Origin of the sequence: Vibrio sp. K4 (genome assembly GCF_051122595.1) — a bacterium.
GTDB classification, from domain to species: Bacteria; Pseudomonadota; Gammaproteobacteria; order Enterobacterales; family Vibrionaceae; genus Vibrio; species Vibrio owensii.
Window position 1 is genome coordinate 800,908 of sequence record NZ_CP178578.1, and the last position, 21,580, is coordinate 822,487.

Consider the following 21,580-nt stretch of genomic DNA (forward strand, 5'->3'; position numbering starts at 1 on the left):
TCCGGATGGCTCGCTCGGGCTCGTCCGGAATGACGCTGATTTCTTGTTGCGTTGTCGGTTATTTAGACCTTAATCTCTCGCATCTCGCATCTCGCATCTCGCATCTCGCATCTCGCATCTCGCATCTCGCATCTCGCTTCTCGCCTCTTTCCTTACTCCAAATGATGCGTACTGCCCACGGTGCCTTCTAAGTCTAAAATCGACTGGCGGACGTGATCTGGAATCGCGGCTTTCACATTGTTCTTAAAATCAAACATCACACCAGTAGCGGTCGCAATGGTCGCAATCTTGCCCCACTTCTTACTCAGCACTTGGTATTCCATCGTGATGCGATCTTCTTGCATGTCGATTACGCGTGAGCCAATCAAAAGCGTATCTGGAAACGTAACGGGTAGCTTATAGCGGCATTGGGTTTCACTTAAAACCGGACCGATGTGAGACGTCTGCAAATCTACCAACAGATTAATCTTGTTGAAGTAGTCCAAACGCGCAGTTTCGAAGTAACGAAAATACACCGCATTATTGACGTGTTGCAGGGCATCCATCTCTCCCCAAGCGACTTTGATTTCCGTAATCACTGGGAATTCTTTTAATAACGTATCCATTACTCATGTTCCTTTTTCATCGACGTTGCCGCAATTTGCTAAGCGACTTATCACTTTGAGTATTTATTCTAGATGGAACTGATTAAGATGTAATAAAATTGTATTTAAAATGTGAAATGAATTAGATGCTTATTTTTGTAAACTAAAAACTTTACATAGTCAGTTGTGAGGCGTAGGTTTAAGTAAGCGTAACCAAAAGGAGATGTCCAATGACAGAACTGAAAGGTTTCAATCTTGCCAAAGTAGAAAAACGAATCGACTGGACAGGTGAGCTGTTCAGTTTACGAGTTTCCGGTGCGCCTCTCTCCTTCAAAGCCGGACAATTTACCAAACTCGCCTTGCTCGACGAACAGGGCAATCCCATTAGCCGTGCATACTCGGTGGTGAATGCGCCCAGTGAGCAGTTTGAATGGCTCGAATTCTTAGTTGTCGCGAACCCAGAAGGGCAACTGACGCCAAGGCTGCAGCAGCTTCAAACCGGCGATAGCATTTATGTTGGTGAAGCGGCCCATGGCGATCTTATCCACGATACCATTCCAAAACATGCAAACGATCTATGGCTGCTTTCCACGGGGACAGGCATTGGCCCATTTCTCTCTTTGTTAGACGACATCAATCTACTCCCACACAGCGATCACATTGTGTTGGTGCATGGTGTGCGTTACGAAAGAGATTTAGTTTACAAATACCTGATTGAGCAGCTCCAACAGCGATATGAAGGTCGTCTTCGTTATGTGCCGATTGTCAGCCGTGAGAGTGTTCCGGGTAAGCTTCAAGGCCGCATTCCAGATCTGATTGCGTCGGGAGAACTCGTTAATCGTGCGGACTTACCGTTTTCTAAAGAAAGCAGCTTTGTGATGATGTGTGGCAATCCTGAGATGATCAAAGACACCTCTCCAGTACTGCAAGAGATAGGCTTGGAAAAGTATCGTGCCCGAACGGGTGGCAATATCATTTACGAGAGATATTGGTAAGCGCTGATTAATTTTTAGACCATCTCACTTCTGAGAGAGGGTCACAAATATGACTTCTCTTAATTGAGCACACTTACCCTCATCCCTAGAATGCATCAGCTTGCATTTGAGGGGATAAGGTATGTGGTGTTCAATTGCCAATAGAAAACGAAGGATGATTGGTGGTCTTATCGATCTGATGATCGTAACGGGGTTAGTACTACTGATTGCGTTGACCATCAATTCATTTGTGAACGACTTTGAACTCTCTGTGAGTGAGAACCTTCAGTTGGTAAAGGATACGAAGGCGAGCTACGTACTTACCATCCCCATGTTGATGCTAGTGAATTGGAATTTACTTCGCGAAGGGCAAACCATAGGTATGCGTTTAGTGGGGATTAAAGTGGTGATGAAGAACGGCCACGACACGACGAAAGTCACCGCTTCACTTCGATTGTGCATCAGCTACTTAATTGAAATGCTGATTCCATTTACGCCACTAGTGAACATCATTTTACTCTTTTGCCACCCAGAACGTCGCTTGTTACACGACATGCTCTCTGGCACCAAAGTCGTCAACTGCTAAATTACTCGCTGATCTTGTATTAAAGCGGTTGTTTCACACAGAGTTGCGAGCGAGTCAACTTTCCATATTTCTATTCTTACCACTACACTTACTTCAGACATAAATTCAATCGCTTAGGATTCAAGGATGATGAACAAAGCTGGTTGGACAGTGTGCCTTGCCACGCTTACTTCCTTTGCCACTATTGCTGGTGAGTGGGAGATTGAAGCGGGCGGATTTTTCTCTCGCACTGACACCAAACTGAACGCTTACGACCCTTACCTCGATCAAATACGCACTATTGATTTCGAATCGGATCTCGATTTGAAAGAGTTTACTGTGCTGCCTTATGTTGAGGTCGAGTATTACTTCAATAAAAAACACAGCGTCTATGTGGATTGGCGAAGCCTACACCGAGAAGCGACCCGCACTGCAGTGACTAAGCCTTTTGAAGTCACGGTAGATGGAACGACTTACGCGGTTCAGGCGGGTTCAAAGCTGACTACAGAGCTGAATATCGATATTGCGCGCCTAGGTTATGGTTACCAGTTTTACACCAGTGACAAGTGGGCAGTCGATGTGTTGGCCGGATTACACGTGATGTGGCTGTCGCTGGGTTTGGACGGCAAGCTTGGCGCTAAGGCAAGTGGCGTTGATGAGTTTCCGGTGATGTTTGTCGACGAGACGGTACTGAGTGATGTTACGGCACCGTTGCCTGATTTAGGCATTCGGGCGGAGTATTCGCTTAATCAAGATTGGATTTTGAAAAGTCACGCCCAAGTCTTTTATCTAGCAGTAGACGATATTGAGGGATACTTGTTAGAAGTCGATTTTGGCGCGAAATACCTCTTCACCGACCAGTTTAGTATGACTGGGTCATTCAACTATTACGAAGTCGGGGTGGATTATGAAAGCGACAATTCAGCGCTCGATGTTACCTACCGATTCTATGGGCCGATGCTGACCTTGGCGTATAAATTCTGATAATAAAAAAGCCACACTTGAGTGTGGCTTTTTGCATCTAGTCTGTACGACTAAACCAACGGGATTATTGCTGGTTGATGTAGTCTTTAAAGCGCGCTTGTGTCTCAGCGTCTGCTTTTTGGTACCAGAAATGCAGCATTTCTTCAGCTGTTGAATCTGCTTTCATTGTCGCAGGCTTAGTTTGCTTCATGTCTGCTGGGATCTTTGCAGGAAGTGTTGCTGGTTGGATAACCGCTGCACTTACAACACCAACTGCCGCGACGCCGCCAGTCTTGTTGTAGTCTTCCACTTCACGTACGTAATCACGACCGATTTGCATGCCAGGCTTGATTAGCTTGTCTTGCTCTACCGCAATTGCGTTGCCAGAAGCATCAACCAGTTTCCAATCTAGGTCTTTGATTTTGTCTTCTGCTTGGCGAAGGTCGCGATATTCAGGAACTTGTAGGCTTAGTTCAGCGTCCGTTGCGTCGAAGCGAGTTACGATAACGTCACTCTCAACGCTTAGGCGATCATTACCTTGGCTGAAGTAAGGTGCGTAGCGGAACACAACTTGGTTTACGCCGTCAGGTAGCGTGAATGATTTTTCTGAAGCAAAGAAGCCGCCAGATAGTTTCACCTTCTCGCCGTTAGCCGCCAAAATAGAAACGTCGTCAGGAACGGTTACTGTCACATCCGCGAATGCCATGCCACTCATAGCCAAAGCAAGCGCGCAAGTTAAAGGCTTGATCAATTTCATTGTTTTTATCCTAAGCACTGAATTAGTGGTCATCGAGAGTGCATCGTTCATTGTTCGATTGCAACTCCCGAATGTAAGAAGATTGAAAATTTAACAAGAACGTCATTTTAATCGGATACCAAACTATGAAACTGTGAGCTAAATAGCTCAAACCGCTGCAAAGGGCAGCGGTTTGTTTCAATTGATAGAACGATTAGATACCAGCGCCATGTCCAGCTTCGTTTTGTTCTGAAGCTTGTTCGGCATTTTCCGCTAACGCTTCTTGCTGTTGTTGAGCTTTTTCAATGTTCAACCACCACACAAATAGCTCGTACCAAATCGCAAGAATAACCGCACCTAAGAACAGACCAACGATGCCGTAGAACAACATACCACCGATGGCACCTAGTAGAATGACTGGCATTGGTACATCAACCCCACGTCCCATTAGCATTGGTTTGAATAGGTTTTCAGACAACGCTGCAACCACAACCCAAACAGTAAACATGGTTGCTGTGCTGGTGTCCTGCGTCATGTACATGTAGCCAACGACTGGCAGAACTGCCAATAGAGCAGGTAGCTGTGCGATACAAAGAATCATCAGCACCAGTGTTAGTAAACCAGCTGCCGGAACGCCAAAGATGAAGAAGCCCGCACCAATCAATAGTGCTTGAATAGCGGCTACACCAACTACGCCAAGTAACACACTCTTGATGGTCGCAGCAATTAGCGTTGTCCAGCTTTTCGCATTGTCCCCTGCAGTACGAACTGCAATGGTTTTCAAGCCTGAAGCCAAAGACTCAGAGTAAGTCATAAAGCCAGCGGCAATTGCTAGAGAGATGATTGACAGTAGCAAGCTACCCAGTGCGCCACCGACCATACCAAGCAGAGAAGTCAGACCCGCCTTAATTTGAGGCATAAAGGTTTGGATGGCTTTTTCTAGGTTGGTTGCGAACAGTGTCCATACTTCGTAAAGCTTGTCACCGACCAACGGCCATTCTGCGACAGAAGGTTTTGGACCAGGGATCTTAATATCGCCACTTTGTAAAACGTCTAACGCGTGTGTTGCACCATCGACGATAGAGCCAGATACCATGACTAAAGGTGTCACCAATAGTGCGATACCCAACAAGGCGATTGTCGTCGCCGCTAGGCCACGTTTGCCACCATACACTTTTGCTAGCTTCTTACAGATTGGCATCAATGCAACGGCAATGATGGCACCCCAAATCACAGGAAGAATGAAAGGTTTGATGATGTCGTATGTAAACATCAGCAAGACTAAGATCAAGCCGATACGTATTGCGGATTCCACCATATTACTGATGAAAACCTTACTCTCGATTTTTACCGATTGTTTATCCATTTTTGTTTACCTGATGTTCAATGTTGGAACTGACGAGACTTGAAACAACAATCGCCATATAAAACACGCCTACGATGGCCTCTAAATACACAACGACTTGCGCCAATGGTGTTAGAGGGCTGATATCGCCATAACCGAGTGTGGTTAAGGTGACGAAACTGAAATACGCTGCATTAGAGAAGTTCTGACCCCAAGAGATGGCTTCCATCCCAGTGAATGAGTTTGGAGAGAACTCAAGAAGAATGAGGTAAGCAATTGCCCACATCAGACCTAGCAGCAAAAATAGAGCAACAGAGCCAATGACTTTGTTGGTGTTCACATGCCCAGTGAACAGAATCTGCCTTGCGATAGACTTAAATGTGCCGAAGAAGAACGCAAAGCTGAGGGCGAGCATCACTACGTCCATTTCTTTGATGCCTAGCACGGCTTTGATACCAATCACCACAACCCACGTACCCAATAGGGTATAGAGGAAACGTGACCAATTTTTGTCAAAGCGCAAGCTCGCCATACAGACGATGAAGGTGATGATGGTGAAGCCTTGCAGCAAGTGCTCCATCGCACCTTCTCCAACGACCTGTACAAACGCACCGCCAATCAAAAGCCCGATAAGCGCTAAGGTCAGATAGAAGAAGTTGTTTTCTTCATTGATGTTTTTGAGTTTTTTTCCAATAACCATGGTTATGCCTGTTTAACTCCTACTCTTGTTCTTGTGATGAGTCCTTCATCACCATGATGGAAGCAGAAAGCCCGAATCGAAGATCGACACCTTCTGGCAGTTCATGCAGAGAGACGCGAACCGGAATACGTTGCGCTAGACGAATCCACTGGAATACGGGATTCACGTTCGGCAGTAGGTTGTAGCCCACGGTGCCGTCTTTTGGTGCGATACCCCAACCAATAGAGTCCACCGTTGCATCGATTGGCGTATCTGGATGAGACATCAAGGTCACGCGCGCATCGCTACCCGGAGCAATTTGTGCCAATTGGTTTTCACGGAAGAAGCCAAAGACCCAGAAGCTGTTTTTGTCGATAAGTGCCACTAATGGTTGGTTTGCAACTGCCTGTGTACCGTCACGGATATCGAGGTTCGATACAAAGCCATCAACCGATGCGTACACTTTGGTGTAACCAAGGTTCAGGCGTGCAGATTTAAGTTGCTCTTCTGCTGATTTGATTTGCAGTAGTGACTCTTCGTAAGTGATTTCACGACGAATCAGATCTTTGTGAGAGACAGCGCCACGGTCTTTCGCTCGAATGTCTTTCAAACGATCGTATTCGATCTTTTTACCGCGAGAGCTAACGATGGCTTTCTCTAACGCCACTTCGGCTTGTGATAGGGCAACTTCGTAAGTAGTTGGGTCGATCTCAAACAGCAGATCACCTTTCTTCACTTCTTGGTTGTCCATCACCGCAACATTGACGATAGGGCCAGACACACGAGGTGCGACCTTGATAACGTTCGCACGTACCTGACCATCACGGGTCCATGGGTTGTTAAAATACTCTTCGAACTTCTGATAGCCGAACCACGCCGCGCCACCAAGAATGACAAGATTGAGTGCAATAACGAGTAGTTTTTTCATCTTGTTGGGCACCTAAAACTGTATATAAAAACTGTCGATGGCCACCACGTAGAACACCATGATGGCAATGAATGTCAGAGACGGAAACGCAATGAAACGAGACAAGCGCGTCTTGTTCAAAATGATCACCGTTATCCATGTAGCGGTGACCGCTAGAATCAGTACCAAGAGCAGCGGTGAGAAGTAAACGTCACCCCAAGAGAGTTCGTGTGGCATTACTGCACCTCCCCATCTTGCTCGGCATTGTTTTGCTCATCACTTATTTGCTCAGGACTGTCCGCTTGCGCTTTGTCTGATGGTTGCTCAAGAAGCAGTGGCGGCAGAACGCGTTCTTCTTCGTCTAGCAAATCATCCCAATCGCTGCGGTCTTGCATCTGTTTTGCAACGGTTTCTGATAAGAAAGGCTTACCAGTTTGGGTTTCCCAACCGCCACCGAGTGCTTTGTAAAGGGCAACCACTTGGTTTGCGACGTTACCTTTGATGGTGGCGTAGCTGTCTTCTGCGCGAGTCATCTTCTCTACTGAATTCAGTAGACGCTCAAAAGAAATCTGACCGTTTTCGTACTGGGTCATCGAGATGTTGAATGCGCGAATGGATGAGTTCACCGATTGCAGACGCAACGATTTTTGCTCCAAGTACAAGTCGTAAGCTTCCAGCGCATTAGTTACTTCATTAACCGCTTGCAGCACCTTCTTGTTGTAGTTGGTGATGGTTTCTTGGAAGCGTGCATCTTCAAAGCGGATGTTGTTCTTCACTCGGCCATACTGGAAAATGTTCCAACTAAAGCTTGGCCCCGCGACCATGGTCAACGAGTCACTGAAACTAAAGCTGCTACCATCCGGTACTGTGCTGTCGATACCAATCGAGCCGAACAGCGTGAAGCTTGGGTACAGTGCGGTTTCTGCAACGCCAATCTGAGCACTTTGCGCTCGTGCTTGCATCTCTGAAACCAGCAAGTCAGGTCGACGCATTACTAGGTTCGCATCCACTTTGTCATCCAACAGAGGAGGGCGAGGTACGATGGAACGTTCATCATTACCAGACAAGGCTGGTTTTCTGCCTGAGGATTTAAACTGGTTTTCGTAATCTGCCATACGCTGGGCAAAGCCATCAGATTGCAACAGCTTTTCAACGTCTTCTGGCAGGACACCTAACAGCAATGCCAATGCCGTGCGCGACTGCTTCATTGCAATTTCAAGCGAAGGTTGCGCCGCTTTAGTATTGAAGAGTTGGTTCTTCGCTTGCTGAACGTCGAGCTCGGTTACGTTACCCGAATCAAACTGCACCTGTGTAATATTCACCACGCGCTCTTGGATCTCGATGTTTCGACGAGAAAGCAAAATACGTTCTTGGAACGTGCGGTAATTGATGTAGTTGCGTGCCACCTCAGAGGTGATGGTCACCATGATGTCGTGGTATGACGCAATCGACGCATAGTAACCAGCCTCAGCTGATTCAATGCCACGTGCGTATTTGCCCCAAATGTCCATCTCCCAGCCAGCATCAAACGACAACGCAGCGTTATTCACACCTTGGTCGTTCACATAAGCCCTAGCTAAGTTACCGGATACGGTTTGCACTTGTGGGTATTGCAATCCTGTGGAGATACCCAATAGCGAACGTGCTTGGACGATGCGCAAACCCGCCGCCTCAAGATCGAGGTTTTGTTGGCTCGCCATCTCAACCAGTTGGTTCAGTGTTGGATCGTTGAACTGCTGCCACCACTGCTGCAGTTTTTGCTCAGACTGCTGTGTGTCTTGCGCCGCTTTTTCTACCGACCAATCACTTGGCAAGGCGGTTTGCTCTGGATGGACGTAGTCCGGACCCAAAGTCGTACACGCACTCAATCCGAGTACAGAGAGTATGGCGAGGCTTGGTTTAGTTAGTTTTAGAAGCATCATATCCTCACCTTTAAAACCGCTTCTGACGTAAGTTCACCCAATCGATATCCTCGTAGGTTTGCTTGCATTGGTTGATCGCTTCGAACACGTTCCGTTTTAAATTCAGCAAGATATAAAAACCGGCAATCTCTGAATAAGCGTAGTCAGATAAATCCAACTCACTAAAGAAATCTTCCAGTTTATTTTCAAAGGATTGGTAATCCTGGCTGTATTTTTCGAACACAGAATCGAGTTCGTCGGTCGCCTGATGGCTTGCGAGTGCGCCAGCCATCAGAGGTAATATGGAATCGGTATGCTTGCTGCGTAACTGCTTGATAAGTGGGTTACTTAATAGCTTTTGTTCGGCAGCAATCAGAATGTTGACGTGGTTGCTCAGGGCGTCACAAGACTTGCTGAATGCACCAATCGCTTCTGGCGGTGTCTTGTCGAACAGCTTGTGGTTGATCTTCGACCCCCACACTTTGAGCTTTTTAGAAGAGACGTTCAGTGTCACCAAGTGCAGTGAACGTTTCATCTTTTTGTAAGTCGATTCAGACTGTTCGTGGTAGCTGGAAAACAAATCGCCCACATGCCTGAAATACCGCTCCTTCATGGTCAAGAACAAGTGCTCCGGACGGGAATTGAACGGGAAGTAGTGAGCGAAAATGATCATGAACACCACCATGTAGAACAAGGTCATGATCGTCATCAGAATGCCGAAGTGATAGGTCATGTTGTTGTCGAGACCGAGGACAAACAAACCAATCATGTAGAAGATGGTCACCGGCCCTTTAAACAAGTAGAAGCCGATAAAGGTGTAGATGAAGATGAACAACCCAAGTTCACCACCGAGCTCTAATCCCGGTAAGATAAAGACGTACGAAGGCACCGCAAATAGGAAGCCAAACGTAAACAAAATCAGCAACATGAATGGGTGAACAGGTACGAACGACAGCAGTGACATAAAGATGGTCGAGAAAGTAACAAACGAGTAGCCACCCGGTGGATTGAAGTAAATCCAAATCAACCCAGCCACCCAGTAGGTGGTGAAGGTTTTCACTGCGGTTTTGAAGTTTTCGGCATCCCACCAAAGGAACTTGCTCTTCTGCTTCGGCAATTCTTGTTTGAACGACACATTGTTGGTCACTGAATCAATACAGCTGATGCTCTCTGCTAAGCGAGACAAGCTTTGGTGCATTAATTTAAGCAAGTGACCAAGCGTGAGCGCAGAGCCTTTTGCAAGGTGTGGAGCGTCCGACAAAGCCTGTTGGTTGTAATCGACTTTAAATTCCTGCGCGCGATAGGCTGGGCCTTCGTTATCCCACATCTCTTGGCAGGTTTTGAATAGTGTTTGAATTTCTTCGATGGCTTGATCGAAGTTGTTGATGCAGCTTCGGTCTTGCTGGTGGCTAAAGTGACTGTGTGCTGCCACGCTGAGTTCTTGGGTGATTTGCTTGTTGAAGTGGACGGCAAGTTGCCATTCTTTCATGTAGGCCGAGACATCACTGCACTCGACACTCACGGTTGCAAAGCGTTGCTCTAGTGCGTTTTGTGCGGCAAAGACTTTGTCTAGCAACTCGTCGATAGTGGGCTTTGGTTCTTCGTTTTCCTCATTGTCCTGAGTACCCGAAGCCGGAATCAACCCTTGCTGTTGAGCATGCCTTTGTTCGAAGTTCTGTAAAATCGCTGCGAACAACGCTTGCTGAGCTTGGTTAAGTTGTTCAATAAGCTGACGAAGGTTTTGCTCTGTCTTTGTTGGCCATAAGAATGTGCCTACCAAGGTGTAAAGCACCACGCCAAAGATGGTCATGTACGCGCGGTCAACGCCGTACATAAACGCGCCTTCTGCATCGCCACCGTTCGACATCATCAAAGTCATTACGCCGGTTAGGGCAAGCAGCGTTGGGTCTTTTTGGTAAGCGTTACGGAAATAGAAGATAAAGGACACAACCACAGAGACACTGAGCATGTACATGAAGCGGTCTTGCGCAAACATTCCGACTAATAGCAGGCCAATCACAGCACCGACTAAAGTACCCAACACACGCAATGTGCCTTTCGCTAGCGATTCACGGCGGCTGCCTGTTGAAGCGATCAACATGACTGTCGTTGCTGCCGTCGACGCTTGCGGCCAACCCATGGCAAATGGGATCAGATAAGCCAGAGTCAGGCTAAGGGCTACTTTTGTGGCGAATTTGCTTTTATCGTTCATAGTCTCAAAGTTAGCTCAGGCTTATGTTTGTAAGTGGATGAATTTACTCAATCAATAATCAGAATTTCGTTCTGAAAAAATTGCGGAGGCGGAATATAGCGATTGAAAAGAGGTGGTTTGTAAATCCTTTGTCAAAACCAAATTGGGTCAAAATGCTCAAATCGCCGTTCACACCCCGTTACCTATGGCGTGAGGGAAAAATGACCAAGAAAACGTTTAACTAGAAAATCTCATTACTGATACAGTTTTGCAGGAGTTACCAAACCAAATTTCTATTCAAGGCTCATCGCCAGCGTGTTAGGCATTGCTCACGTCCAAAGTGCTGTGAAAACAAGTGCCTAACAAAAAGCATAGATGATGGGAGATAAGTTGAGAGGAAAGTTTTTATTTTTTATTGGCTTGCTGGCGTCTTTGTCGGTTTTTGGGAGCGAGATAAAAATACTAAAGCGATCCCACCAAGGATGATGGCACTGGTGATGATTGAATGGGTAGTGAGCGGCTCACTTAACAACGCGCTTCCTAAGACTAACGCAATCGCAGGGACAGAAAGTTGGCTGACTGCCGCTTGCAGCAAGGTCAGTTTTTGCATCACTTGATACCAAAGGACGTAACCGCAACCAGAGGCGATGGCGCCGGATACAACCGCGAGCATTACGCCTTGCAACGTAGCGTGAATGGCCTCTAGTAGAAGAGGAGAGAGTAAAAGCCCAAAGATAGAAGCGGTAATGAATCCCCAAGTAATGCCGCTGCTAGGAGTGGAAGCTTGCTTACCCAAGGCGGTAAACCCTGCCCAACAGATGCCTGATAACACCATTAACAAAGCTGACCAAACATCAGGACGTGTTGCCGATGGCAGCATTAACCACGCAAATCCAAGCAAAGAAACCGCAATACCGACAAGTTCGAGTAATTTAAACCGTTGCCCTTGCCACCAATAGAGTGCGAGTAAAGTCAGCTGCACGGCACCAAAAAGTAACAAGGCTCCAGTTCCAGCTGCTAGTTTTACATAAGCGAAAGAGAACAGTGCCGCATATCCAAATAAGGCCACACCAGCGAACAGACTGAATCGAGTTGTTGGGATTTGGCTGCGCCAGTTGCCACGCAAAAGCATGATGGCGATGAGAGTCACGGCGCCAGAGAGTAAACGGATAAGAGTGAAGCTGCCCGCGTCAATCAAACCTGCTGCCAATGCCAAACGGCACAACAGCGAATTGGCGGCAAACGCCAACATGGCAATCGCGGTCAGTAAAAATGTCGACATTCCTTATCCTCAAATATCATCAAGAGTCGCAGTGTAGCGCTAAATTGAAAAGGCTAATTAGTTGATAAAGTGATTAGTTATAGCTGAAACCATAGCGCAACACAGACCGGGAAGAACATCACTTTACGAAATTGAGCGAGAGCGGTAGGTGTTATAACATAACATTTGATTTTTAGACTCAACATAAAATGAGGAATTCAGATTGAATCTATTTGTTAACGATCTCACGGTTATTGATGCTTCGTATTTGTGTGAAACACGAGGTATGGTCGGCGAGAGTTGGATTCTGGACGTAGTAATGCACGGCGATCTCAATGAGATGAGCATGGTGCTGGATTTCTCGAAAGTAAAAAAACAAATCAAACAATTGGTCGATCAGTACGTTGATCACCGCTTGCTTGTCCCAGTAAAAAATTCCGCAGTCGAAAGGGCGAATACTAAAGCCGGTTATACCCAAGTCGATCTCATGCGCGGAGAAAAGAGCATTCACCTGCATTGCCCAGATGAAGCCTTTTGCTTCGTGGATGCACAAGAAATCTCAATAGAGAGCGTAACGCAACACATCCACCAAGTTCTGCAAGGTCATTTACCAACTAATGTGGCATCGATTGACGTGACCTTGCGTCATGAAAAACTCGATGGCGCTTACTATCACTACACCCACGGTTTAAAAAAGCACGATGGCAATTGTCAGCGTATTGCACATGGGCATCGCTCGCCGATTCAAATTCTGGTTGATGGTCAGCGCGATACCGCTCGTGAGGACGCTTTTGCGCAGCGTTGGCAGGATATCTACCTCGCTTCTATCGAAGATCTGGTTGAGATTAGTCATTTGGAACTGAGCGAACATGCGAACCTCATCAACTGCGATACGCATTTTGGTTTCCGATACACCACTTCACAAGGTGACTTCCAACTTGCTATTGCGCACAGCGAAACCGAAGTATTGAACACCGATACGACGGTAGAGTTGTTGGCTGTGTTTATCGCCAATGAAATTGCTCCTTCACTGGAAGAAGGACAGTCGTTACAAATCATCGCTTATGAAGGCGTGGGGAAAGGAGCAATGGCGTTTCGCTAACAACGCGCTGCTCAATCTCAATCAAAACTCACTTTTACTCAATATTTGGAATATCACTTTTATGGACAAACTTAATCGTGTTCTGCTCGTAGCAGGTACGCATGGTAATGAGCTTTCTGGCATTTACCTTCAAAAGCTTATCAAAGATCGTCTTTATGTTGCCGACCGTTCGACGTTCAATACTCAGTGTGTGCTTGGCAACCCTGAAGCAGTAAAGCAAAACGTTCGTTATGTTGAGACCGACCTCAACCGTGAATTTGCCTTGGCGAATCAATCATCACCTGCGACTCAGCAAGAAACTGAAATCGCGCAGCAATTCACGCAAGTACATGCTCACCAAGAGAATCAATTGATCATCGATCTGCACAACACCACCAGTAACATGGGTGCGACCTTGATTTTGGTTTCTAACGACGTGTTCTATCGCAAGATGGGGGCATATGTGAAACAACGTATGCCTGAAGCCAACATTCTGTTTGAAGATAGAAAAGCGTGGGATGACCAACCTTACTTGTGCACCACTGGGCAACATGGCGTGATGATCGAAGTTGGAGCTCAAGCGCATGGCTCACTGAAGTACGACACGCTAGAACTAATGAAGAAGATGCTGACCATGGTGCTCGATTACCTTGAACAGCATAACCTTGGGCAACTTGGTGAGCTGAACGACTACGACGCGTATTTTTATACTGAAGAAGTGATGATCCCTGTCGATCACGATGGTATGCGTGTCGCGACAGTGCACCCTATGATCTGTGGACGAGACTTCGAGGTAGTTAAACCGGGCGAACCACTACTCGCGACCTTCTTTGGTTACGACATTTTCTGGGAAGGTAAACAGGATATCTATCCGCACTTCATCAATGAAAGTGCATACAGCAAAGCCAATATTGCCATGGCTCTTGCTGAGAAAAAGGTTGTGAGCGCGGAGTGATTGAAAGCGAGCTTAGCTTGAATGTTCGCCCTCAATTTTGAACTGTTTATAGTGCTCTTCAAATCGGTCACTTATCCAGTCCATGAGCATTTTGACTCTTGGCAGTTGATATTTGACTGGCGGACAGACGAGCGAAAGTAAGGTTTTTTCTGACCACTCAGGGAGCACTTCGATAAGTCTCCCTGATGTTAAATCAGCATGGCAGTACACATCGGTTAGTCGCGTTACCCCTAGCCCAGAAATCGCCGCGTGGCGCATGGTTCTGCCAGTAGCCGCCTTAATACCTTGCCCTACGTTGATGATGCGCTGCTCTTTGTGATTCTTCATGATCCAATGATCAACACTGCCATGAATCAAAGGCAAGGCTTTAAGATTTTCTGGGACGAGGATGTTCGGGTGTCGTTCCAGGAAATCTGGGCTTGCGACATAGTGTGTGCGGAGTGTGGTGAGTCGGCGCGCGATGAGAGTGGAGTCTGGCATCTCGCCGACACGAAGCACCAAGTCGTAGCTATCTTCAATGAGATCGACGCGATGTCTTGAGAAATCGAGCTCTACTTCTACGTTCGGGTAGGCGGCTTGAAAACTCATCACCAATGGTGCAATAAGTTCTTCGCCAATCGGACCTCCAACACAATTCATATGAATCCGCCCCTTAATTTCGCTGGTGGCTTGCTGTGCCCACTCTGCAGCGGCATCCAGTTGTAGCATCGCTTCTTTGCATTTACGAAAGTAACCATCGCCAATTTCAGTAAGGCGGAGCTGACGTGTGGTTCTATAGAGTAACTGAACACCCAGAGAAGACTCTAATTCACTCACGAGCTGACTTACGTTTGCCTTTGATGCGCCCATTGCTTCGGCTGCGGAGGTGAAGCTTCCACATTCCGCGACATAAATAAACGCGCGAATGCCTCGCCAAGATAGATTGTTCATATAAACCTAACAGTGTTTTCATAATGCCTATATATATCCGAATAATAGCCCTCCTTATACTTGTTTAAAAGAGAAGAGCAGGGTGCAAATGTTTGTGAATGCTCGTCTTTATCGTCTAAAAAACCGTTAAACATAGAGAGTGAATCGAGTGACAGTAACAAGATATGAGGCTTCATTTTTCAGCAATGGCAACCGACTTGCAGCGGAAATTCATCGTCCATCCCAAGTCGAAAATCCTTTACCAGCGGTTTTGATTGCTGCGCCGCAGGCGGGGGTAAAAGAACAGACGGTAAGAATTTACGCCGAGAAAATTGCGGCCAAGGGATTTGTGGTATTAACGTTTGACCATGCCAGTTTTGGCGCCAGTGAAGGTGCGCCAAGATTTCATGAGAACCCATACAATAAAGCGGAAGATTGCCGCAACGGGGTAACTTATTTACGTTCCTTAGCGTATGTGGATAGTGAGCAAATCCATGGGTTAGGTGTTTGTTCTGGCGGCGGATATTTAGCTCATGCCGTTGCGACAGATAGACGCGTAAAATCACTTGCGACCGTGAGTGCTTACTTCGACCACCGAGGCTTTTATCACAACGTAATTGGCCGAGAAGGTTTGTTAGACTTGCTACGTAAAGGTAATGAAGCGAGAGAACGATATCTTGCTACTGGGCAGATTGATTTCCTGCCTCACGCGCCAGCTGAAGACAGTGAGGAAATGCCACGTCTGTTCCGAGAGTTTTACCAGTACTACATGACAGAGCGCGGAGCAAAAGGCTTATACGAGAGCAAGTTTTTGCCTTGGTCATATGAGACGTTGGCTAACTTTTCAGCGTTGGATATTGCTGCAAACTTGACGCCGACACCACTACTGATGATTGTCGGTACAGAAGCAGACTCCGCATACGAAAGCGAGCAAATGTTTGAAGCAGCTTCGCAGCCTAAACAGCTGATTCGAATTGAAGGAGCGAATCACATCGCCCTGTATGATGAAGACGAATATGTTGATCAAGCAGTCGAGCAGATCATCGAGTTTTTTCATTGATCATGCATGGTACACATGAAGCCTCTCACATAATCTAAAATATAGGGAATGCGTAGCAACACAACAGCTAACATTGATATAAAAGCATAAACCTATAAAAGGGAGGTGGGTCGATGACTTGCTCTAAAACGCATTCACATTCAAACCATGCTCATGGTCCAAATTGTGGGCATATGGCAATACGTCATGATGGTCATGTTGATTACTTAGTGGATGGAACCTTGCATCATCCACATGGTGATCACTGCGATGAACATGTTATTGGATTAAGTGATACCAATCCTGATGGGTGTCATCCTGTTCACTCTTGCGGTGGGCATGTACATGGGCCTGGTTGTGGACATGAGGCAATACAACATGGTGATCATGTGGATTACATTGTCGACGGTCGACTTCACCATCAACACGGCGATCACTGTGACGATCACGGACCGGTTGAGTTGGTTCATGCGTAACATAAGCAAATAGCGAAACACGAAAAAGGGGCGAGAATATCGCCCCTTTTGCTATTGGTAGCAGTGCCGCTCTAGCTTGGATTGGTCATTATTTATGACGAATCACCACCGCCATTTCGTCACCATCTACGAACGGCTTTCCGCGCAAGTCGCTGTAGGTTGCTTGAACTTCTAAACCATGCGGCGCAAGTTCTGCTTTAAGCATGTCTAAAGTGAAATGTTGCAGCCAGTTATAGACTGTCCATTCTCGTTGCGCTTCAGTTATCACGTACTTGTCTAACGTGACAAGGTCAGTGTCGTATTTGAATGAAGATTGAATACACCAGTAATCTTCTGCACTCCAAAAACCGTTCATGGCATTTTGATTGAGTGTCAGCGCTTGAGCTTGCTTGTTAAAACGTGTTTGTGTGTAAACGTCTAATGCAATCGCACCATTCTCAGCCAACAGTGTTTTGAACTTAGCAAACAACGTCGCACGTTGAGTTGGATTGAGCGCGCAAAGGTCGCACATAACAAGCGTGATCAAATCAAACGGTCGTGTGTCACTGAACTCTAGGTAATTGCCTAAGTGATACTCAATAGCGAGGTTAGAAGACGCTGCTTGTTGAGTCGCATATTCCAGCGAGTTTTGCGAGAAATCCAATCCGAGCACCGTGCCTACACCACGCGTTTTTAAACGTTGGGTGTAAAGGCCAGGGCCGCAACCAAAATCGATGGTTTTTGAATCTTGGTTGAGACCAAATTCAGTCACCAGCCAGTCAACAGATTCATCAATGAAGTTGAATGAGCGCGACGCGGCTTCGATTTCTTGGTTTAGATGGAAGCTGAGCATCTGTTTCGCAATGTGGTTATCTGTCCACAGTACGTCTGCGGTGTATGCTGACCAAACGGCTGGTTTGGCAGTTGCTTCATTCAGTTTTTTAAACATAGTTGTAATTCCGACAATAAGTTAGCTTGTCGTCCTTACTTGAATTTAGGGGTTTTAGTTATCCTAAAACAACGTAAGGACGTTGATTAAAATGAGTGTGTTGAAAACGAATCATTGGAAATACCTCCTTGAAAATAGGGTTAAAAACGCGCGAAATTTATCAGTAATGTGTGGAAGAAGCAATCACGTATTGCTGCTGCTCTTCTCCCCATAAAGCGACTTGATGGTGTTTCTCAACCATACCAGTTTGGGGTTGTACGCATTACGTTTGTGCCAGATCATGGTGAACGGGATCAGCAGTTTTTCTTGTTGTGGTTGCTCTAAAGGAATGGGTAAGCACACCAAGTCTGGATGCAACTTCTTGGTGTAACTCTCACAGTATTGCGGCGCTGTGGTCAGCATATTGTGGTGTGGTTGCGCGGCCATAAACAGAGACTGTTCGAAGCTCGACATGGTTAAGCCAATGGAGCGCTCTAAACCAAGTTCACTCAACACTTCGTCCAGTGCCCACGTCTCACTCTTTTCCCAAACAATATTGATGTGTTGGTAACTCAAAAAGGTCTCAAGGTTCCATTCCTGCTCCAAAGCAGGGTGATCTTTGTGCAGGTACACCATAGGTAAATCTGAGAACAGCACTTCAAAATCGAGGAAGTAGGGAAGCAGGTCGAGTGATTCCTTCGAGCGAGGATGACTTTCTCTGCCGGTAAAGCCGATGTCTGCCTCGCCCCGCACAATCGCATCGAGTGAATCGTAATCCCAGTTACTGGTTTTGACTTTCGCATCTGGGTAGCGCTGGTGGATTGCAACAAGAAGATCATCAAGAATCGTCAGCACTAAAGGTGACTCAATAGTCAGATCAAAGCGCACGCCTTTGGGGGCTATATCGCTGCGTTTCTCCGCAATTTGGCTGCCAATTTGTAGCCATTCCGCCAGATCTTGCTCCATGCTTTGCGCTAATGGAGTGGGTGCTAATCCTTTCGGTGTTTTCACAAACAGAGGATCATCAAACCAGTCACGAAGCTTATTAAGCGATTTACTTACCGTTGACGGCGTGACGTTTAACTTCTTCGATGTTTTGGAAACACTCTGCTCTTGCAGCAGCAATTGCAGAGTGAACAACAAGTTGAGATCAAGACGGGCTAGTGATTTCTTCATAGTGGCTTTCATGAGCAGGCTTAGGAATAAATAGTATTAGAGCCAAGCTGATTGCGCCACCTATAGCTAACACAAACACCAACATATTCAGCGCATTAACGCCGATGAACCCCATAAACCAGATGTAGAGGGCAGAGCAACATACTTGAGCGATACCCAGTAGTGAGCTTGCTACACCAGCACGCAGAGAGAAAGGGCTGAGCGCTTGACTCATGGCCACGCCAAAGCCAATCGAGAAGCCAGCGCAAATCAGCCCAAATCCGAATAAGTAAAATGGGATTCCCCATTGGTTTAGATGAGCAAAACCAATCACCATCGCGGCACTGACAAGCAAGGTTTGCGAAGTCAGCATCAGAGTACGTTGCTTAAAGTAAGACAAAGCCAATGGCGCAGAGAAAGAAGTGATCATACTGACTAATGCAGTGCCTGCCATGACAGAAGAATAGCCGCCACGGTCAAAACCAAGTTCGCCCATCACCAGCATTGGAGAGACATTCACGTAGGTAAGAATGGTGGTCACGCCGATGGCCGTAATGATGAGTCGGCTAATGAAAAAGCGCTCTGCGATCGTTTCTTGGGTAGAAGCTGAAGCGGTGCTTTGTTGTGGCAATGCACTAGGTTTTGATTCTTTCAGCACCAAGGTCGAAAGCAAACAAACCACCACACCCATGCCAGCCATTGTGGTGAATAGGCTTGGCCAAGGGAATTTGAGCATAATGAGATGGCCAACAACGGGGGCGATAACAGGAATAATGCAGGTAATGCCGTTAAGCATCGACAGCACCTTCGCACGGCGTTTGTCATCCAATGTGTCGCGCAGAATAGCAAATGCAACCACATAGCAAGAGCCTGCCCCAATACCTTGTGCAAAACGTGCGATTAAAAATGTGTTGGATTGTTCTGCCATTCCGCCAAGCAATGATGCTGCAATAAAAATGGCTGCACCTACCATCGCCACCGGTTTACGGCCAACGGAGTCGGCGATTTTTCCTGCAAACAACATGGTGGTTGCCATACCTGCAAGATAAATAGAAAACGCGATGTGTAATTGTGATTCACTGGCGTTTAAATCCGCGGCAATTTGAGGCAAACCTACAAGATAAAGATCAATGGCGGTAGGATAGAGTAAAACAAGAGAGAAACTACAAAGCAGAAAACGAAACATGACAACCTCACTAACAGTTGATGAGGATAATAGTGTGCTAAACGTTTGCCTGCGAGTGGGAAATACGACAGCAGGTTTTTCCATTTACGACATACCCTGTATGAAATGGGTATAAAAACAGCAAGGATGATTATGATTACCATTGAAAAGTACACGCCATGCCGTCATGAGCAAACCCTTGAGCTGCAAGTCTTAGAGGATCAAGTCCAATACACAGTCGCAAATATTCCTGAGTTATTGGAAAGTCTTAAACCGACAGAGCTAGCGCATTTGATCTTATTGGATGATCAAGTGGTCGGCTTTTTTGTCTTTGATGCGGGATACAGTGAGAATTACGACTTCTGTCCGGAAAAGAGCTTAGGCGTGCGTTGGTTATTGTTGGATCATCGTCATCAAGGCAAAGGCATTGCCAAGCGAGCCATCAGCCAATTTGCTGATTATGCGAAATTGCATTTTCCGAGCTTTGATTTTCTCTATTTGACGGTTAATTGCCGCAATGTACCGGCTTATCAGTGCTATTTGAAAGCAGGTTTTGAAGATACTAATGAGCTGTATCATGGTGGTCCGGTTGGGCCTCAGCACATTATGCGCCAGCGGTTGTAAAAAGGCGGAGTAAAAGATTGTATCGGCTAAAGTTATGCAATAAATTCAATGCTATTGAATGAATAAGCACAAACGCTCAAGGACGATATGTGAACATTGAAGTCGACAATTTAGAAAGAACAGCAGTCATTGCATTGCTAGTAGAACATTTGCAAGACATGTACGCCACGTCGCCACCAGAGAGTGTGCATGCGTTAGATTTAGATAAGCTCAAAGCACCAGAAGTGACATTTTGGACTGGATGGAAGGGTGAACAACTGCTTGGGTGTGCTGCGATTAAAGAGTTGGATGGCCAACACGCGGAGCTGAAATCCATGCGCACTACGCCAGCGGCAAGAAACCAAGGTGTGGCCTCTCAATTATTGATTCATGTGATTGAGCAAGCGAAGCAAAAAGGCTTGCAGCGCTTGAGTTTAGAAACGGGCTCGATGGAATTTTTTAAACCTGCGCGCCTGTTGTATGAAAAGCATGGCTTTGTGTACTGCGAGCCGTTCGGGGATTACGAACTCGATCCAAACAGCCAATTCATGACCCTAGAACTGAGTTAGGGCCATTAATTTTTTAGAAGCTAAATCCAATTGAGTTAGAAATTCAGATTCAAGTTGATGGTTGGCGACAAGAGGTCTGAGCGCTCGTCAGCCAATCGCTTTCTCTTCTCTTTCAGACGTTTAGCATTGTCTTTGTCTGGGTTGCCATCAAGTTGATTATCGATGACCGAGATTTCAGTATCGATCTCTTGGATGCGTTGCTGGCGTTGATATTCTTGATGACCTAACTGGTAGTTTTCAATGAATTCTTTGCTGCTGCACACACCGTAGTATTCCTTGCCTTCGATACCGACAGTGTAACCATTGTCTGGTGAGCAATATTGGATAGTGCCTTTATCAAAACCTTCTTTCCATTTCGCTCGGTCTGGTGTCACACCCGCTTCACCACAGTCTTCGGTATAGCTATTGATAACGTTTGGATCGTTGCCGTCTCGGCCATCTTGATAACCTACCTTGTACCAGTTCGCCGTCTTGCACTCATCCGGAGACATGCTGGCGCAACCAGAGAGCAAAGTGAGTAAAGCTAGGGGGATTAGCGCTCTTTTCATCAGTTACTGTCCTTTAAACAAAATCGAATTGATAACTCGAGTGTAAAATGAACACTGTTCATATCAA

Annotated in this window: 23 protein-coding genes; 9 read left to right on the plus strand and 14 right to left on the minus strand. The window is 46.4% G+C overall.

Annotation, left to right across the window (positions count from 1 at the left end; translation table 11 throughout):
• Positions 1-152: 152 nt before the first annotated feature.
• The gene (locus ACLIIY_RS21075; protein WP_005453229.1) at positions 153-605 is read right to left on the minus strand and encodes an acyl-CoA thioesterase; all 453 of its coding nucleotides are present in this window, start codon (positions 603-605) and stop codon (positions 153-155) included.
• 209 nt (positions 606-814) lie between these two features.
• Here ACLIIY_RS21075 and ACLIIY_RS21080 point away from each other — a divergent pair, with 209 nt between their 5' ends.
• The 3 genes from ACLIIY_RS21080 (at position 815) to ACLIIY_RS21090 (ending at position 3,107) form a co-directional block, all read left to right on the plus strand.
• The gene (locus ACLIIY_RS21080; protein ID WP_434529317.1) at positions 815-1,579 is read left to right on the plus strand and encodes a ferredoxin--NADP reductase; all 765 of its coding nucleotides are present in this window, start codon (positions 815-817) and stop codon (positions 1,577-1,579) included.
• 121 nt (positions 1,580-1,700) lie between these two features.
• Entirely contained in the window at positions 1,701-2,144 is a 444-nt protein-coding gene (locus ACLIIY_RS21085) for an RDD family protein (RefSeq protein WP_027726627.1), read from the plus strand.
• A gap of 126 nt (positions 2,145-2,270) precedes the next feature.
• The gene (locus ACLIIY_RS21090) at positions 2,271-3,107 is read left to right on the plus strand and encodes a DUF481 domain-containing protein (protein WP_009706464.1); all 837 of its coding nucleotides are present in this window, start codon (positions 2,271-2,273) and stop codon (positions 3,105-3,107) included.
• A gap of 64 nt (positions 3,108-3,171) precedes the next feature.
• Here ACLIIY_RS21090 and ACLIIY_RS21095 read toward each other — a convergent pair whose 3' ends face one another.
• The 8 genes from ACLIIY_RS21095 to ACLIIY_RS21130 all read right to left on the minus strand — a co-directional run bounded on the left by ACLIIY_RS21095 (position 3,172) and on the right by ACLIIY_RS21130 (position 12,127).
• The gene (locus ACLIIY_RS21095; protein ID WP_020195365.1) at positions 3,172-3,843 is read right to left on the minus strand and encodes a DUF2057 domain-containing protein; all 672 of its coding nucleotides are present in this window, start codon (positions 3,841-3,843) and stop codon (positions 3,172-3,174) included.
• 193 nt (positions 3,844-4,036) lie between these two features.
• Positions 4,037-5,188: an AI-2E family transporter gene (locus tag ACLIIY_RS21100; protein ID WP_005436229.1), complete on the minus strand. Its 1,152-nt coding sequence runs from the start codon at positions 5,186-5,188 to the stop codon at positions 4,037-4,039.
• On the minus strand, positions 5,181-5,867 hold the full coding sequence (locus ACLIIY_RS21105) for a potassium channel family protein (protein WP_434529318.1): 687 nt from the start codon (positions 5,865-5,867) through the stop codon (positions 5,181-5,183). The genes ACLIIY_RS21100 and ACLIIY_RS21105 overlap by 8 nt, the downstream gene beginning before the upstream one ends.
• Before the next feature lie 19 nt (positions 5,868-5,886).
• Positions 5,887-6,774 carry an HlyD family secretion protein gene (locus tag ACLIIY_RS21110; protein WP_005436231.1) on the minus strand — a complete coding sequence of 296 codons (888 nt, stop codon included), beginning with the start codon at positions 6,772-6,774 and terminating at the stop codon, positions 5,887-5,889.
• A 12-nt stretch (positions 6,775-6,786) separates the two neighbouring features.
• Positions 6,787-6,990 carry a DUF1656 domain-containing protein gene (locus tag ACLIIY_RS21115; RefSeq protein WP_005453214.1) on the minus strand — a complete coding sequence of 68 codons (204 nt, stop codon included), beginning with the start codon at positions 6,988-6,990 and terminating at the stop codon, positions 6,787-6,789.
• A complete protein-coding gene (locus tag ACLIIY_RS21120; RefSeq protein ID WP_434529319.1) occupies positions 6,990-8,675 on the minus strand; it encodes a TolC family protein in 1,686 nt (561 codons plus the stop codon). Before ACLIIY_RS21120 ends, ACLIIY_RS21115 begins: the two co-directional genes overlap by 1 nt.
• A 10-nt stretch (positions 8,676-8,685) precedes the next feature.
• Positions 8,686-10,866, minus strand: a complete 2,181-nt coding sequence (locus ACLIIY_RS21125) for an FUSC family protein (protein WP_434529320.1) — start codon at positions 10,864-10,866, stop codon at positions 8,686-8,688.
• A gap of 391 nt (positions 10,867-11,257) precedes the next feature.
• Positions 11,258-12,127 (minus strand): DMT family transporter, encoded by an 870-nt coding sequence (locus ACLIIY_RS21130; protein WP_434529321.1) that lies wholly within the window; start codon positions 12,125-12,127, stop codon positions 11,258-11,260.
• Between the two features lie 202 nt (positions 12,128-12,329).
• Between ACLIIY_RS21130 and ACLIIY_RS21135 the strand changes: the two genes are divergently transcribed.
• Entirely contained in the window at positions 12,330-13,208 is an 879-nt protein-coding gene (locus tag ACLIIY_RS21135; protein ID WP_434529322.1) for a 6-carboxytetrahydropterin synthase, read from the plus strand.
• 61 nt (positions 13,209-13,269) lie between these two features.
• Positions 13,270-14,142 carry an aspartoacylase gene (locus ACLIIY_RS21140; protein ID WP_409592661.1) on the plus strand — a complete coding sequence of 291 codons (873 nt, stop codon included), beginning with the start codon at positions 13,270-13,272 and terminating at the stop codon, positions 14,140-14,142.
• A gap of 12 nt (positions 14,143-14,154) precedes the next feature.
• Here the strand turns inward: ACLIIY_RS21140 and ACLIIY_RS21145 are convergent, their stop codons facing one another.
• Positions 14,155-15,072: a LysR substrate-binding domain-containing protein gene (locus ACLIIY_RS21145; protein WP_434529323.1), complete on the minus strand. Its 918-nt coding sequence runs from the start codon at positions 15,070-15,072 to the stop codon at positions 14,155-14,157.
• Between the two features lie 148 nt (positions 15,073-15,220).
• Between ACLIIY_RS21145 and ACLIIY_RS21150 the strand changes: the two genes are divergently transcribed.
• Complete coding sequence (locus ACLIIY_RS21150; RefSeq protein WP_434529324.1) at positions 15,221-16,111, plus strand: alpha/beta hydrolase; 891 nt, start codon at positions 15,221-15,223, stop codon at positions 16,109-16,111.
• A gap of 173 nt (positions 16,112-16,284) precedes the next feature.
• Positions 16,285-16,566 carry a hypothetical protein gene (locus ACLIIY_RS21155; RefSeq protein ID WP_434529325.1) on the plus strand — a complete coding sequence of 94 codons (282 nt, stop codon included), beginning with the start codon at positions 16,285-16,287 and terminating at the stop codon, positions 16,564-16,566.
• 88 nt (positions 16,567-16,654) lie between these two features.
• Here ACLIIY_RS21155 and ACLIIY_RS21160 read toward each other — a convergent pair whose 3' ends face one another.
• From ACLIIY_RS21160 to ACLIIY_RS21170, 3 genes are all read right to left on the minus strand, one after another.
• On the minus strand, positions 16,655-17,494 hold the full coding sequence (locus ACLIIY_RS21160; RefSeq protein ID WP_434529326.1) for a class I SAM-dependent methyltransferase: 840 nt from the start codon (positions 17,492-17,494) through the stop codon (positions 16,655-16,657).
• 183 nt (positions 17,495-17,677) lie between these two features.
• Positions 17,678-18,649, minus strand: a complete 972-nt coding sequence (gene yidZ / locus ACLIIY_RS21165; RefSeq protein ID WP_434529327.1) for an HTH-type transcriptional regulator YidZ — start codon at positions 18,647-18,649, stop codon at positions 17,678-17,680.
• Positions 18,624-19,814 (minus strand): MFS transporter, encoded by a 1,191-nt coding sequence (locus tag ACLIIY_RS21170; protein WP_434529328.1) that lies wholly within the window; start codon positions 19,812-19,814, stop codon positions 18,624-18,626. Before ACLIIY_RS21170 ends, yidZ begins: the two co-directional genes overlap by 26 nt.
• Before the next feature lie 132 nt (positions 19,815-19,946).
• Here ACLIIY_RS21170 and ACLIIY_RS21175 point away from each other — a divergent pair, with 132 nt between their 5' ends.
• Together ACLIIY_RS21175 and ACLIIY_RS21180 are read left to right on the plus strand one after the other, a co-directional pair.
• Entirely contained in the window at positions 19,947-20,417 is a 471-nt protein-coding gene (locus ACLIIY_RS21175; protein WP_270050908.1) for a GNAT family N-acetyltransferase, read from the plus strand.
• A gap of 89 nt (positions 20,418-20,506) precedes the next feature.
• Positions 20,507-20,965, plus strand: a complete 459-nt coding sequence (locus tag ACLIIY_RS21180; protein ID WP_434529329.1) for a GNAT family N-acetyltransferase — start codon at positions 20,507-20,509, stop codon at positions 20,963-20,965.
• Positions 20,966-21,000: 35 nt separating this feature from the next.
• Here the strand turns inward: ACLIIY_RS21180 and ACLIIY_RS21185 are convergent, their stop codons facing one another.
• On the minus strand, positions 21,001-21,513 hold the full coding sequence (locus ACLIIY_RS21185; protein WP_009706451.1) for a DUF2799 domain-containing protein: 513 nt from the start codon (positions 21,511-21,513) through the stop codon (positions 21,001-21,003).
• Positions 21,514-21,580: the final 67 nt, after the last annotated feature.